Source organism: Kitasatospora sp. GP82 (genome assembly GCF_029892105.1).
Lineage (GTDB): Bacteria > Actinomycetota > Actinomycetes > Streptomycetales > Streptomycetaceae > Kitasatospora.
Map to the genome: position 1 here is coordinate 1 of NZ_JARZAJ010000077.1, position 13,163 is coordinate 13,163.

Annotated in this window: 15 protein-coding genes and 1 pseudogene; 4 read left to right on the forward strand and 12 right to left on the reverse strand. The window is 68.1% G+C overall.

Annotated elements, in window-relative coordinates:
* The 10 genes and pseudogenes from P3T39_RS35925 to P3T39_RS35970 form a co-directional block, all read right to left on the reverse strand.
* On the reverse strand, positions 1-1,307 hold a 1,307-nt coding region (locus P3T39_RS35925), incomplete at its 3' end, for an RICIN domain-containing protein (RefSeq protein ID WP_280703521.1).
* A gap of 67 nt (positions 1,308-1,374) precedes the next feature.
* Positions 1,375-2,094 (reverse strand): hypothetical protein, encoded by a 720-nt coding sequence (locus P3T39_RS35930; RefSeq protein ID WP_280703522.1) that lies wholly within the window; start codon positions 2,092-2,094, stop codon positions 1,375-1,377.
* A 314-nt stretch (positions 2,095-2,408) separates the two neighbouring features.
* Positions 2,409-2,912 (reverse strand): hypothetical protein, encoded by a 504-nt coding sequence (locus P3T39_RS35935; protein WP_280703523.1) that lies wholly within the window; start codon positions 2,910-2,912, stop codon positions 2,409-2,411.
* Positions 2,913-2,955: 43 nt separating this feature from the next.
* A complete protein-coding gene (locus tag P3T39_RS35940; RefSeq protein ID WP_280703524.1) occupies positions 2,956-4,053 on the reverse strand; it encodes a hypothetical protein in 1,098 nt (365 codons plus the stop codon).
* A 130-nt stretch (positions 4,054-4,183) separates the two neighbouring features.
* A complete protein-coding gene (locus tag P3T39_RS35945) occupies positions 4,184-5,542 on the reverse strand; it encodes an RICIN domain-containing protein (protein WP_280703535.1) in 1,359 nt (452 codons plus the stop codon).
* A gap of 63 nt (positions 5,543-5,605) precedes the next feature.
* Positions 5,606-5,839, reverse strand: coding sequence for a hypothetical protein (locus P3T39_RS35950; RefSeq protein WP_280703536.1), 234 nt, complete (start codon positions 5,837-5,839; stop codon positions 5,606-5,608).
* A gap of 153 nt (positions 5,840-5,992) precedes the next feature.
* Positions 5,993-6,172, reverse strand: a pseudogene (locus tag P3T39_RS35955) (transposase); the annotation flags it as partial.
* A gap of 158 nt (positions 6,173-6,330) precedes the next feature.
* The gene (locus P3T39_RS35960) at positions 6,331-6,507 is read right to left on the reverse strand and encodes a hypothetical protein (protein ID WP_280703525.1); all 177 of its coding nucleotides are present in this window, start codon (positions 6,505-6,507) and stop codon (positions 6,331-6,333) included.
* Between the two features lie 640 nt (positions 6,508-7,147).
* A complete protein-coding gene (locus P3T39_RS35965) occupies positions 7,148-7,396 on the reverse strand; it encodes an integrase core domain-containing protein (protein WP_280703526.1) in 249 nt (82 codons plus the stop codon).
* Positions 7,397-7,448: 52 nt separating this feature from the next.
* The gene (locus tag P3T39_RS35970; protein WP_280703527.1) at positions 7,449-8,381 is read right to left on the reverse strand and encodes an IS30 family transposase; all 933 of its coding nucleotides are present in this window, start codon (positions 8,379-8,381) and stop codon (positions 7,449-7,451) included.
* A 22-nt stretch (positions 8,382-8,403) separates the two neighbouring features.
* Between P3T39_RS35970 and P3T39_RS35975 the strand changes: the two genes are divergently transcribed.
* Positions 8,404-8,736, forward strand: a complete 333-nt coding sequence (locus P3T39_RS35975; RefSeq protein WP_280703528.1) for an integrase core domain-containing protein — start codon at positions 8,404-8,406, stop codon at positions 8,734-8,736.
* Between the two features lie 43 nt (positions 8,737-8,779).
* Here P3T39_RS35975 and P3T39_RS35980 read toward each other — a convergent pair whose 3' ends face one another.
* Positions 8,780-9,118 (reverse strand): DUF1801 domain-containing protein, encoded by a 339-nt coding sequence (locus P3T39_RS35980; RefSeq protein WP_280703529.1) that lies wholly within the window; start codon positions 9,116-9,118, stop codon positions 8,780-8,782.
* A gap of 175 nt (positions 9,119-9,293) precedes the next feature.
* Between P3T39_RS35980 and P3T39_RS35985 the strand changes: the two genes are divergently transcribed.
* The 3 genes from P3T39_RS35985 to P3T39_RS35995 are packed head-to-tail and all read left to right on the forward strand — an operon-like array spanning position 9,294 to position 12,519.
* The gene (locus P3T39_RS35985; protein WP_280703530.1) at positions 9,294-9,947 is read left to right on the forward strand and encodes a response regulator transcription factor; all 654 of its coding nucleotides are present in this window, start codon (positions 9,294-9,296) and stop codon (positions 9,945-9,947) included.
* A complete protein-coding gene (locus P3T39_RS35990; protein ID WP_280703531.1) occupies positions 9,938-11,206 on the forward strand; it encodes a HAMP domain-containing sensor histidine kinase in 1,269 nt (422 codons plus the stop codon). Before P3T39_RS35985 ends, P3T39_RS35990 begins: the two co-directional genes overlap by 10 nt.
* 38 nt (positions 11,207-11,244) lie before the next feature.
* Positions 11,245-12,519, forward strand: coding sequence for a hypothetical protein (locus P3T39_RS35995; protein ID WP_280703532.1), 1,275 nt, complete (start codon positions 11,245-11,247; stop codon positions 12,517-12,519).
* 189 nt (positions 12,520-12,708) lie between these two features.
* On the opposite strand, the gene P3T39_RS36000 is transcribed toward P3T39_RS35995, so the two are convergent.
* Positions 12,709-13,163: IS3 family transposase (locus P3T39_RS36000; RefSeq protein WP_280703534.1), on the reverse strand; the 455-nt coding region annotated here is incomplete at its 5' end.

Consider the following 13,163-nt stretch of genomic DNA (forward strand, 5'->3'; position numbering starts at 1 on the left):
TCCGCGTCCTGGAGTGACACCCAGACGCCGTCGTCGTGGCAGCCGACGATGTCGAGCCTGCCGTCACCGGTGGTGTCGGCGAGGAAGCGGGGGTGCTTGTCGGCAAGCCACCCGCCGGCCTGCTGGCTGTGTCCGAATGCTCGAAGGACCGGTTTGTCGGCGAGTGGTGCGAACGTCCCGTCCGCGTCCTGGAGTGACACCCAGACGCCGTCGTCGTGGCAGCCGACGATGTCGAGCCTGCCGTCACCGGTGGTGTCGGCGAGGAAGCGGGGGTGTTTGTCGGCAAGCCACCCGCCGGCCTGCTGGCTGTGTCCGAACGCCTGGAGGACCAGCTTGCCGCCTGCGGGCGTGAACGTCCCGCCCTTGTCTTGCAGGGACACTCGGACACCGTCGGCGCAGAGCACGACGACGTCGGGCCTGCCGTCGCCCGTCGTGTCCACGAGGGTCGACAGGTCTGCGGGACTCGGGGAGGGCGCTGGCGGGTGCAGGACGCGCTCGTCGTCGTCGAACGTGCCGTCGCCCCTGCTGGACGACGTCACAGCCCCCTTCGCGGGTTTGAGCCCTACAATGTCCGCGCGCCCTGCTCCCGTGGTGTCGGCGAGGAACCGCGCACCGACCCCGGCCCACCAGCCTGGTTGCCCGCTGGGAGAGCGGTTGGCTCCGACGCTCTTCCACCCGCCGGCGTCCTGGTCGCTCCCGAAGCGCTCGAGGACCAGCAGCATGTCGCTGAAGGAGGGCGTCGCGTCGGGTGCCGGCCGCAGCGCGGTCGAGCGGGCCAGCCGCCATGACCGGCGGCCGTTCCAGTGACTCAGTGGTGCCCAGCGCAGCACCGGGTCGCTGATGCGCTCGGGCTCGGCCGGGACGAACCGCCACCGCTGGCTCTTAGCGCTGTCGTCGTACTCGCGCAGGACGACCCGGGTGTCGTCCGCTCCAGGGTCGGCGAGGTCGAGAACGGCGCCGTCGGCCGTGCCCTCGATGAAGTAGAGGCCCGCTTCGCCCTCAACGGGGACGACGTGCCACTGCTGGCCCTGCTTACCGGCGGCGGCGTCCCACTGGCGGACGCCGCGGTCCGTGGCGGCGGGGTTGTCGAGCACCTTGCCGCTGACCGCGTTGCGGAGCACATATGCCTGTTCGTCCTGCGCGGCCTGCACGGGGGTGAGCTGCCACTGCTCCGGGCTCGGGCCGCCATCGGGGAAGTCGCGGACGACGAGCGCCCCGTCCGCGCCCGGCGCGGCCCTGGCGCCGAGGGTCTTCCCCGTGGCGGCGTTGACGATCTCCAGCTTCAGTTCTTCCGTGGGCACGGGCATCGTGGTGCCTCTTCCAGGCGGCGCGGGCGTTGGCTCGGGACGGGTGTGGCGCGGCGGTGGCCGCGGATCACGTGAAGACGTGGTGGTACGGGACGTCCCACTCATTGGGCAGCCGCGGATAGAACGTGTTGATGACCGTCCCGGTGAAGTCTCCGCCCCAGTTGTAGGTGAGACGCACCTCGCTGTCGGCCGTCACCGCGTAATCCTTGAACCCGAGGATGGCGTCGGGATGGGTGATCGGCACGAACGTGATCCCGCCCCACGGCGTCACCGTGACGACCCAGAGCTGGGTGTCCTCGGGCGCGCCGTTCTTCCCGCGCCACTTGTCGCCGACCTTGTCGGGGAGGCCGACCTGGACGGTGTCGGCCGTGCTCTTGGGAGCCTCCTGGTGGACGGTGATGCGCCGGCGCTGCGGCTTCGGCACGCCATCGTCGCCGCGGCCGGCGGCGGCTTGGCCCGCACCGGAGGGTGTGGGCGACACCTGGCCCGCGGCGCTCTCGATGAAGTACAGCGGTCGCTGCCCGAAGAAGCCGGCGGGGGTGATGTGCCAGAGGTGGCCCTGCGCGTCCTTGGTGGCGGGGTCGAGCGCGGTGGACAGTTTGACCCCCTTGTCGTGGCTGTCCTCCTTCAGCTCGACGGGCCGCAGGTAGCCGCCGTTGAAGGCGTGGACGAGCATGACCGGCCGGTTCTCGACCAGCGCAGCCACGATGGCGTTGTCGTAGCTGTTCACCGCCACCGGGCCGCCGACCACCAAATTCGCCATTGCCGTGCGTTCTTGGGTGTACATCGCGGAAACCTCACCTGTTCTGGATGTGGAGAACAAAGCATCGGGCGCTCAATGCAGTGGACTATCACGCGGAATTACCGCAAGCCCAACCGCCCTCGATCGAAAATACTCAGAAAACGCATGGATGACCGAAACAAATACCGTCATCCACGGCAATATTCGAGGCCACAGCGCTCGCAGGAAGGACTGTCGGAAAGTCATCGACCGAGTGATCGACAGTGCCTCAAGCTACCGTCAAATCCGGCGTGTTGAGCAGCCGCCGAACCTTGGCCACTCGATTGAACGTGATGAGGGGAGACCTCGGGACTCGGACACTACTCGGAACGGTCCGGCTTCTCGGCGGTCGCCTTGGGGGCCTTGGGGGGCTCCTTGGCCTCGGGGGCTTCTGCCTTGGGGGGCTTGGCGTAATCGCTCTTCTTCGGCATGTTCTTCAGGTCCTCGTCCTTTTGAAGGTCGCTGTGATTCGTCACCGTCGCACTGGACTCCTGCATGCCGGCGGACGCCGCCGTGGATACCGAGCTGGGATTCTGGGCGTACTGGGCCTGCGCATCGGCCGATGCCTGGGTGTTGTGGATGAAGGAGCCGAGGAAGCCCAGGACGGCTCGCGCTTCGGGTGACTGCTCCTGCACGATCTTCGCCCGGGAGGAAGCTCCGTGGATCGCGCTGGTGTACAGGCTTGTGCTCGTGTCGTCGTATGTGTCGTCGTCGGCGTCCTCGAAGTCGACGTTCGCCCCCGGTTGTGGCTTGTCGCGGTCGGTGGTCACCGAGAAGAGCCCCGCGCCCTTGCCCGCGAAGCCGAAGATGTTGTCGAACACCATGGTCGTCACCTCTGGTCGTCGTCGTGGCGGCGCGCCCGCCCGGTCAAGGCTGCTTGTACAGTCCACGTTGGCTGTCCGTCAGGCTCTCGCCGTCGAACATCGTGTGGTGGACCTCCAGGGCGGAGACGACCTCGGCCAACCCCTTCATGCGGAAGCCGCCGCCCGCCAGGTCGATGTCGCTGATGTCGCGGGCGACCAACTGGTCGAGGCCGGGATAGTCCCCGGGCTGCGGGGGAGAAAGGACCGCCACCGGGACGTCGTACTTCACCGCGATCAATCCGGAGAAGGTCACCGGGATCTCGTACGTGTACTGCTTGCGGGTACGCCGCTGCGTGACGATGGTCTCCACGCGGGAGCCCGGCGGGACCTCGCCGGAGATCTGCGATTTCGAGGCCCAGCTGGTGGTCAGGGAGCCGCCGACAGAGGCAGCGATGCCCTGCGCAAGGGAGGCGTTGAGCGCCGCGGTGCCGGCGGCGCTGCCCTGGGTCGTGAACGCCACCGAGCCTGCCACCGAGCCCGACGCGGAGTTCGTCGCCGCGTTCCTCACGCCCGTCTCGGTGGCGTTCGCGTTGTCCACCCCGATGTTGTCCTTGCTGTTCTTGCTGGTCACCGTGTTCGCGTTCTTGTTCGCCAACTCGTTCTGGAGCTGCGTCTGAAGCTGCGCCTGGAGGTTCAAACCGAGCTGATTCTGCAGCTGCAGCTGCAGCTGCGCGCTGACACTGCCGCCGAAGGTGAGCTGGGCATTCCCCTGGAGCGACCACGTGACCCCGTTCGACACGGTGAAATCAACCGAGTCGGTGAAGGTCATCGGGGACGTCTGGCTGCGGTTGACGTAGGCGCGCGAGGAGAACGTGTCGGGCGGGGGCTGGTCGATGTTGCGCCGCTCCTCGATCAGCGGCTCCCCGAGGTTCATGTAGGCGAGCCAGCCCAGTTGGAACGCGGATCCGGGGAAGGCGCCGAAGCTCGACTTGTTCACGGAGAACCCGACGGGCTTGTGCCGCACGCCGTAGTCGTCGACGTAGACCAGGTTGGGGTGGTCCAGGATGGACTGCCAGGTCTGCTCGATGTTGAGTTCCCGCAGGTTCTTCTTCGTCAGCGGCTGGCGCTTGGCCCGTTCCAGGTTGTACGCGTTGGAAGGCATTCCCCGTCCTCGGCTGATCTGGCCGAACCGCGCTCGGTGAAATGAAAACAGGCATCTGCGCGCGTTCCGACAATCGAAGTTATTACGGGCTCCATTGCCCGGGAAGGCGTTTCCGTGGACCCCTCGTGCGTCACACGGGGAGCAGCTGCCACTGCCGGCCTTGGCCGTCGCCCTCCGCCCCGTCCTGCTTGATCGCCGTACAGGCGTTGGTGTCGACTCGCAGGAGCAGACCGCTGTTCCGGTTCGCGATCTCGTACACCCGCGGGGTGTCGGTCACGGAGCCCACCGGGATCAGCCGCCACTGCTGGTGGTGTGCGTCACCGCCCTCGTAGGTGCGCTGCGCGACCACCGCCCCGGCCGCCTCCTGTGCTCCGACGACCTCCAGGGCCTTGCCGCTGCGCACGTTCTCGATCCTGTACAGGACGTCGCCGTTGTCCTGGCCCGCCGCGACCAGCCGCCACCGCTGGTGATCCCTGGGGACGGCGAGGGACTGGTGAACCTCGGCCCCGTCCTTGGTGGACTCACGCAGGACCCCCATCCGCAACCTGCTGCGGACGTTGGCCCAGGAGACCACCGTGCCCGACTCGGGCCTCCCAGCCATCTTCGCCGACGCGATCTTCCGAACCCGGTTGTTGGCGTGGTCGGCGATGTAGAGGGTGTCGACGCAGTCCACAGCAAGCCCGAACGGGTAGTTCAGCTGGGCCGAAGCGGCCGGGCCGCCGTCACCGCCGAAGCCCGCGGCGCCCGTGCCGGCGACCGTGCTGATCTTCCCGTCAGTCGTGACCTTCCGGACCCGGTTGTTGCTGTACTCGGCGATGTAGAGGGTGCCGGTGCTGTCCACCACCACCCCCACGGGGAGGTTCAGCTGGGCCGAGGCCGCCGGGCCGCCGTCACCGCCGAAGCCCGCGGCGCCCGTGCCGGCGACCGTGCTGATCTTCCCGTCGGCCGTGACCTTCCGGACCCGGTTGTTGTAGTACTCGGAGATGTAGAGGACGCCGGTGCCGTCCACCGCCACCCCCAACGGGAGGTTCAAGAGGGCGGCGGTGGCGGGGCCGCCGTCACCGCCGAAGCCCGCGGCGCCCGTGCCGGCGACCGTGCTGATCTTCCCGTCGGCCGTGATCTTCCGGATCCGGTGGTTGTTGGTATCGGTGATGTAGACGGCGCCTGCGCTGTCCACCGCCACCTCACGCGGGTAGTTCAGCTGGGCCGAGACGGCAGGGCCATTGTCCCCACTGAATCCCGCGCCCCCGGTCCCCGCGACCGTGCTGATCTTCCCGTCAGTCGTGATCTTCCGGACCCGGTTGTTGTTGTAGTCGGAGAAGTAGAGGGTGCCGGCGCTGTCCACCGCGATCCCGTACGGGCGGTTCAACTGAGCCGAAACGGCAGGCTCGTTGTCCCCTTTGAACCCCGCGACCCCGGTCCCCGCGACCGTGCTGATCGGAGGGGCGGAGTGCTCGCCACCTGTGGCTGCCGCGTGGGCAGTGCTCATCGTCATCCCTTCACCGTTCACCCGAACGCCGACTACAAGCGGTTTTCGACTGGCTCCAGAAAGTCACAAGAGCATCAGGGTTGGCAAGGTCACTTCCGAGCCATTGTTGTGGAGCACGGTGACGAGACATCGAACCGGATCGGCAGTCGACCCCGCCAACGCCCGGACGTGAAACTGCTCGGCCGCGGCGGCGCCTTGGATCAGATCGACGTGCTCTGGGGTTTGGTGGCAGCCAACGGCTCGCCACGGCACGTCATCATTGAGCGTCGCCGGTAAGGCAAGCCGCTTGAGAACCACGGTTGCTTCAGGAGAACGGCGGCAGCATCCTCCTGCGGGACTTCCTGTGGGCCAGGGTGCTGGGCATCTTTGACGGGCCTCCCGTCGAAGCGCGCCGGGTGACCCATGAGTTCGATCCGCCCACAGTACTGACGCCGCGTGGAGAGCCGTTGGCACGGTCTGCCAGGGGCCGTACTTGTCTGGCAGATCACGCCACGGGACACCAGTCCGAACCCGCCACCGCACACCGTCCACCAGTCGCCGCCGACCCGGCCACCTGCGACTCACACCCGCCGCAGGGAGCAATGACTCCAGGATCAACCACTGCTCATCAGAAAGATTCCCACGCCCCACACCGTGATCATCACAGTGCGAGGAGCGGACCATAAGCCCGACCTAAAACACGGCCTAGTCGCAACGGCCAGCCGACCTGGCGAGCACGGCCCGTAGTCAATCGCCCCAGGTCGGAAGAAGGAGCCCCTTCCGCACAGCTGTCGCAACGTCACGGACACCTACGCGACGTATCGCCCCAGCTCAGAAGCAACACGGGCATCCGCACGGGCGGTAAAGTTGGTCATCTGGGTATTGAAGGCTTCAAGATGCTCCATGATCGACGTGCCGAAGAACCCGACGATCAGGGTGCGCCGGTTCTCGGGCCGGTCGCCGACGGACAGGTCGGTGGTGGTCATCGCGGATCGATCCTGTTCGCTGGACGCGGACGGTGGCCAGGGCCAGCTTCAACCTACCGACTGTGAGCACGCGGTGGGGGCGTCACTGGAGAATTGCGCTCCGGGGCGCGCCCGGAGCTCTGTCGGCGCGAAGGCTCAACGAGCACCTCGTACCGGCACCCCCGGGGGCACGCCGGAGCAGTTCCCACCGGGCCTCCGCGGGTCTGGAAGAGCTGCAGCTCAGGACCGTACTTCGCAAGGCTCAGATGGTCAGTTCCGTCTGAGCTTCTGCGGTCGCAACAGGGGCGTGACGGACGAACCACTCGGTGCACAGCAACTCCCTCCTGGTCGACTCGTGGGAGGCATGCGAGTCGGGCCCGGTAGCGCCCCCCTCTCCACCTCGCTGTGGTGTGCCAGCACAGCGCCGAGCTTCCCGAACGATGCGCTGGCGAAGAAGGCGACTGCTGCGACGACGTCCTCGACCACGCCTTGACCGGCGCCCAGGAGCCCACCGCCCGCCCCCTGCTCAAGTCCGTAAGGCTCGTGCCTATGCCATGCTCGGCGAAGCCCGCGCCTGCCGCCGGGGTCGGTCTCGGCAATCCGCACGCGTTGTCGATGGTCAGCGCAGTGAAGTTCCACCCTGCGGTTGGACACCGATCTTCTACGTCGCGAGGGCATGACCTTGCTGGTGGCGCTGTCGGATCTCGAGTGGCGTGAGGTAGCCCCACTCGGGGTGCCTGCGTAGGCGCCTGCGGTTGTAGAAGGTCTCGATGAACGCGAAGACCTCCGCGCGGGTGCTGGCACGGTCAGGCCAGACCCGGGTGCCGATCTCCTCCTTCAGGACGGCGAAGAAGCTCTCGGCAGCGGCGTTATCGTAACAGGAGCCGACTCGCCCCGTCGACTGCCTCATCTTCAACTTGCTTATTTCGGTTCGGAATTCAGTCGACGTGTATTCCCCAGGCTCAACCGGTCGTTGCAACACTGTCACCCTGTTGGATCAACCGTAGCTGCTCGTTGAAGACTTCGGCGGGCGTCCTCCATCCCAGGGTTTTGCGTGGGCGGCCGTTGAGCGCTGCGGCGACAGCGTCCAGGTCGCCACGGCTGTGCCTGCTGAGATCGGTGCCCTTGGGGAAGTACTGCCGTAGCAGGCCGTTGGTGTTCTCGTTGGTGCCGCGTTGCCAGGGGCTGTGCGGGTCGGCGAAGTAGATCTGCAGCCCGGTGTCGATGCGCAGTTGGGCGTGGTGGGCCATCTCTGCGTCCTGGTCCCAGGTCAGCGATCTGCGCAGGTGTTCGGGGAGGTCCGTGATCGTGGTGGCGATGGCGTCGCGGACGGCTCCAGCGCCGTGGCCGGCGAGTGCGGGGCCGTTCTTGGCGCGTGGTCCGCCATGGCCCTCCATTGGTGGCAGGTGCAGCAGCATCGTGTACCGGGTGGTGCGCTCGACCAGGGTGCCGATCGCGGAACTGTTCAGGCCGATGATGAGGTCGCCCTCCCAGTGTCCGGGAACCGCACGGTCGTTGGCCTCGGCTGGCCGCTGGCTGATCAGCACGTCCCTGGTGACGAAGTTCTTGCCCCGGCCCTGGGTCCGGGCTCTGGGGACGCGCAGTGCGCGGCCGGTGCGCAGCAGCGCGATCTCCTCGCGCTCGGCGAAGGACAGGTAACGTCCTGACGGTTCCTCAAGACTGATCGGTGGCGTGCCGCCACCTTCACGGAACCAGCGTGTCCCCAGCACCGGCGACACACCGACCGCGATGGCGGCGTCCTCGCTGGTCAGCCCCTTCGCGATCAGCCGCCAGAACCGCTGCCGCTCGGCCCGCCGGCTGATCGGAGGCCGACCCGGCGACCGCAACGGCGGGCGACCCGCCCGAAGTGCCGCCCGCGCCCTTCCCTGAGCCACAACATCCTCCTCGATCGAGGTGTTGCGACGATCAGTTGAATCCGCCGAATACACCAGCGAGGCGTACAACAACCTGTGTGACCGGCTGGGCGTGGTCCAGTCCATGGGGCGCGTCGGGTCGGCCCTGGACAACGCCGCCGCGGAGAGCTTCAACTCGCTGATCAAGGTCGAGTACATCCACCGGCACACGTTCGCCACCCGCTCCGAGGCCCGACTGAAGATCGCCACCTGGATAGCCGACTTCTACAACACACGTCGGAGGCACAGCGCGGCCGGTGGACTGCCACCGGTGGAGTTCGAACGGATCATCAGCGAAGCACGCGCCAGCCACCACCAGGAGGACCTGGCCGCATAAAGAAGGCCTCTACGAAATCAGGGGATTGACACCGGGCCCCCGGTCAGGGCTTCAGCGCGGCACGGATGAGAGCGCGCAATTCATCGTCGGTGACGGCCGCCATGTTCGTGGACCGCAGCCGAAGGGTGGCCTTTCCGCTGATGAGCGTGGGATGGCGGGAGCTGAAGCCACCATCGCGGTCTGTTCCCCACCCGTAGATCGAGACGCCGTGCTGCCAGACACCGATGTGCAGCCTACGCTTTTCGACCCGGTAGGTGGGCATTCCGTACGACAGCGCCACGCTCGCCTGCGGGAATTCCTCCAGGATCAGCCCGCTCACCCGGTCGAAGAGCGAGCGGTGACCTGGCGCAATGGCGTCGATGTACTCTTGCACGGAGTCCATGCGACCCATTGTGGTCCTCCCGCAGACCCCCGCTGCTGCGGCTCGGCCGGTCGCGCCCGACCGTCGTGGCTTCATGGCAGGGCAGGGGCGTTCGGCACCAGCGGCCTGCTCCCGACCGTCAGGCGGCTGACCAGGGCAGATGGAGAACTGAGACGCGAGTATCTAGGGTCAGCACGTGGCTTTCATCATGGTGTGCGAAGACGACGCGGCGGTCCGCGGCGTCCTCAAGCGCGCCCTGGAACACGACGGCCACACCGTCTCCGTCGCCGCCACGGCCGACAGCCTGCTGCGGCAGCTCGCACCAGCGCCCCATCTGGTCGTCCTGGATCTCGGGCTCCCAGACGCCGACGGCCGCGACGTCTGCCTGGCCCTCCGGGCTCGCGGCGTCGACGCGCCGGTGTTGATGCTCACCGCCTTGGACGGCCTGCATCACAAGGTGGGCGGCTTCGAGGCCGGCGCCGACGACTACATGACCAAACCCTTCGACATCCCGGAACTGCTGGTCCGCGTCCGAGCGCTGCTGCGCCGGGCCACCGTGTCGCCCGCACCGCGCGAGGTCGTCCTCGATCCGGCGAAGCACGTGGTGACCTACGATTCGGTGAGCATGAGCCTGACCCCGACCGAGTTCCGGCTACTGGGCCGCCTGATCGCCTCGCAGGGCGACGCGGTACGCCGCCACGCCCTCATCGCTGCCGGCTGGCCGCACGGAGCGCAGGTCAACGACAACACCCTCGACTCCTTCGTGCGCCGGCTGCGGACCAAGCTCGGTCCGCTGGGTGTGGCCGAGCGTCTGGCGACCGTCCGCGGCGTGGGCTACCGATGGCAGTGACGGGATTCCGCAGAAGCATCGTCGCGCTCACTGTGCTGATCGCCACCGCCGTGGTCGCGATACTGGTCGTGGTCTCGCACGTGCTGCTGAGCCGGGTGACGGACGCCGACGCGCACGATCTGGCGCGTACCCGCGCCGAGGCGATCGCGGCGAACGTCACCGCCGTGGGCGGCCGTGTCGTGCTGACGGAGAACGGCAGCGAGGCGCTGGACGAGGTCGCCTGGGTGTATGCCGAGGGCCGCCTGATCGACGGGAACGTACCGGCAAGCGTGGTCGAGCGCGTCGAGGCGCTGGCAGACTCAGGGCGATCGCAGACCGCTGCCGTCGACAACTACCTCCTGTACGCGCGGCAGGTCCCGATCGACGGCCACCACGTCATGGTGATCGTCCGGGTGGACCTCACGCCCTACGAGACATCCGAGCAGCGCGGCCTGACCTTGTCGCTGATACTGGGCGCCCTCACGATCCTCCTCGCCGGCGGTGTCGCGCACCTCGTGGTGCGCCGCGCGCTGCGGGTCGTGCAGGAGATGGCCGCCCTCGCCGACGACTGGGGCCATCACGAACCCGGGCGCCGCTTCAACCTCGGAGTCCCCCGCGACGAGTTCGGGGAACTGGGGCGGACGCTGGACCACCTCCTGGAGCGCGTCGACAACGCGCTGGCGGACGAGCGTCGGCTCACCGATGAGATCGCCCACGAGCTGCGGACACCGCTCACGGTCCTGCGGGGCGAGGCGCAGCTGGCGCAGCTGTCCGGCGAGCCGGTGCCGCCGGAGGCGGTGCTGAGCGAGGTCGACCGCCTCGATGCGGCGATCACGACGATTCTGCGCGCCGCGCGCGCACGGACAGACGAGGGGACCCGGTGCGATCTGCACTCCGCCGCACGGCAGGCGATCGCCGGCCGCGCGGTCGAGGTCGCCTTTCCCGCGAAGGCCGAGGTCGCTGTAGCGGCCGACGTCGCCGTCTCGCTGCTGTTGCCGCTGCTGGAGAACGGCCTGCGGCATGCGCGGTCGCATGTGTGGATCACCGCGCGCATCCAGGGTGAGGCAATCGTGGTCGATGTCCTGGACGACGGCCCCGGGTTCGATCCCGCGGAGGTCGACCGGGTCTTTGAAGCGGGTGTGACCGGCGGCGGCGGGTACGGGCTGGGGCTGCCGGTGGTCCGGCGCATCGCCGCCTCGGCCGGAGTGGAGGTCCGCGCGATCGCGGACGGCCGCGGTCACGTCGAGGTGACGCTCCCGGCCGCGCGTGCGGCCACGTAGTCAGGTTGCTTGCAGGTTCCCGGCGTAAACCTCCCTGCATGACAACGACAACGGAAGCACGCGCGCGCAGCGGGCGGCTCATGCTCAACAAGGTCCCCGAGGTCACCATCTGGTTCTGGGTGATCAAGGTCCTGTGCACGACGGTCGGTGAGAGCTTCGCCGACTGGATCAACACCCAGCTGGGCGTCGGCCTGGTGAACACGGCCTGGATCTTCACCGCGGTTTTCGTGGTGGTCCTGGCCGCCCAGCTGCGGCTGAAGCGGTACGTCCCGTTCCCCTACTGGCTGACCGTGGTCGTTGTCAGCGTCACGGGCACCTTGTACACCGACATCCTGACCGACCAGCTGAACGTGCCGCTGTGGATCAGTTCCGCGGTCTTCTCGGTGCTGCTCGCGGTGGTCTTCGGCGTGTGGTGGGCGCGTGAGCGCACGCTGTCGATCCACTCGGTCACCACGTTCTCGCGGGAGTCGTTCTACTGGCTGACCGTCCTGGTCACCTTCGCGCTCGGCACCGCAACCGGCGACTGGATTCTGGAGCTGACCGGCTGGAGCCCGGGCGTCTCAGTGTTGCTGCCGCTCGGCCTCATCGCGGCGATCACGGCGCTGTGGCGGTTCGGCGCGAACCCGGTGCTGTCCTTCTGGCTCGCCTACATCCTGACCCGCCCGCTGGGCGCGAACATCGGCGACTGGCTCGCCTCCCCCAAGGTTGCCCAGAACCCGGGCGACCCGACCGGTCTCGCGCTGGGCACGTTCACCACCAGCCTGATCTTCCTCGGCCTGATCCTGGCGACGGTGGTCTACCTGACGGTGACGCGCTCGGATGTGACCGAGACCTACGAGGCGGTCCACGCCGCACAGGTCACCAGCGACCCGCGCAAGGAGCGCATCGCGCTTGCCGGCTTCGGACTGCTGGCCGTCGCCACCGCGGGCCTGCTGGTCTGGGCCCACGGTCAGCCGCACGTCGGTCCGGCGCCGGAGACCGACACCACCTCCGCCGTCCAGCTGGCTCCCGGCCAGGCGGTGAAGAACTTCCCGCCCGCGAAGGTCGGCGCGCTGCGGACCCTCGCATCCACCTCGCTCAAGGACGCACGCTCGGGGGACGCAGCCGGGGCCCACGCGGCCGCCCAGTCGCTGCGTGACCTGTGGGATGCCGACCAGGCCTCGCTGCAGCCGCTGGACGAAACCGGCTGGACCTCCATCGACGCCCAGATGGACAAAGTGCTCAAGACCTTCGGCATCGACCACCCGAACCCGCCGATGTCGCCGGCGCAGCAGGAGAGCGAACTGAACGCCCTCCTGGCGGACCTGGGCTGACAGACCGCACAGCGCCCGGCCGGCCCACCCGGCCGACGGGCTCAGTGCGCCGGGCTGCGCCGAGAACCGCGCCGCCTCGGCACGCGCCGGCGAGCCGCGGACAGCGCAGGCGGCCGGGGCCGCCTGTGGCAGCCCGGGCATGTCCGCAGGCTCCCGTGTGAGCTTCCCCCGGTGTGCGGGAGGTGCTGATTAGCTGGTCAGGGCGGGTGTGGGTGGTTCGACGGCCACTGGTTCGGTCGTCGCCTGGTCGGCGTAGTGCTTCGCCTCGTACTCGTCCGGGCTGAGCCAGCCGAGACGCTTCTGGATGCGCCGGGTGTTGTACCAGCCGTCGATGTAGGCGAACAGCGCCAGGTCTGCGTCCATGCGGGTCGCGAAGGTCGTGCGGCGCACGCACTCGGTCTTCAGCACGCTCCAGAAGTTCTCCGCCAGGGCGTTGTCGAACGAGTCGCCGACCGTGCCCATGCTTGCCTCAATTCCGGCCTTGAGCAGGCGGGTTGTGAGCTTGATAGATGTGTATTGACAGCCGTGGTCGCTGTGATGAATCAGCTGGCCCGGCTCCACCGGGCGGCCGTGGAGGGCGTACTCCAGCGCCGTGAGGACCAGGTCGGCGTCCGCTCGCTCGGAGGTGTGCCAGCCCACGATCC

What these genes read in the sequence shown, in the direction of transcription:
- P3T39_RS35965 (WP_280703526.1), bottom strand. Translation starts at nt 7,396, where the DNA reads ATGAGGCAGTCGACGGGGCGAGTCGGCTCCTGTTACGATAACGCCGCT.
- P3T39_RS35980 (WP_280703529.1), bottom strand. Translation starts at nt 9,118, where the DNA reads ATGGACTCCGTGCAAGAGTACATCGACGCCATTGCGCCAGGTCACCGC.
- P3T39_RS35930 (WP_280703522.1), bottom strand. Translation starts at nt 2,094, where the DNA reads ATGTACACCCAAGAACGCACGGCAATGGCGAATTTGGTGGTCGGCGGC.
- P3T39_RS35990 (WP_280703531.1), top strand. Translation starts at nt 9,938, where the DNA reads ATGGCAGTGACGGGATTCCGCAGAAGCATCGTCGCGCTCACTGTGCTG.
- P3T39_RS35935 (WP_280703523.1), bottom strand. Translation starts at nt 2,912, where the DNA reads ATGGTGTTCGACAACATCTTCGGCTTCGCGGGCAAGGGCGCGGGGCTC.
- P3T39_RS35995 (WP_280703532.1), top strand. Translation starts at nt 11,245, where the DNA reads ATGACAACGACAACGGAAGCACGCGCGCGCAGCGGGCGGCTCATGCTC.
- P3T39_RS35960 (WP_280703525.1), bottom strand. Translation starts at nt 6,507, where the DNA reads ATGACCACCACCGACCTGTCCGTCGGCGACCGGCCCGAGAACCGGCGC.
- P3T39_RS35945 (WP_280703535.1), bottom strand. Translation starts at nt 5,542, where the DNA reads ATGAGCACTGCCCACGCGGCAGCCACAGGTGGCGAGCACTCCGCCCCT.
- P3T39_RS35940 (WP_280703524.1), bottom strand. Translation starts at nt 4,053, where the DNA reads ATGCCTTCCAACGCGTACAACCTGGAACGGGCCAAGCGCCAGCCGCTG.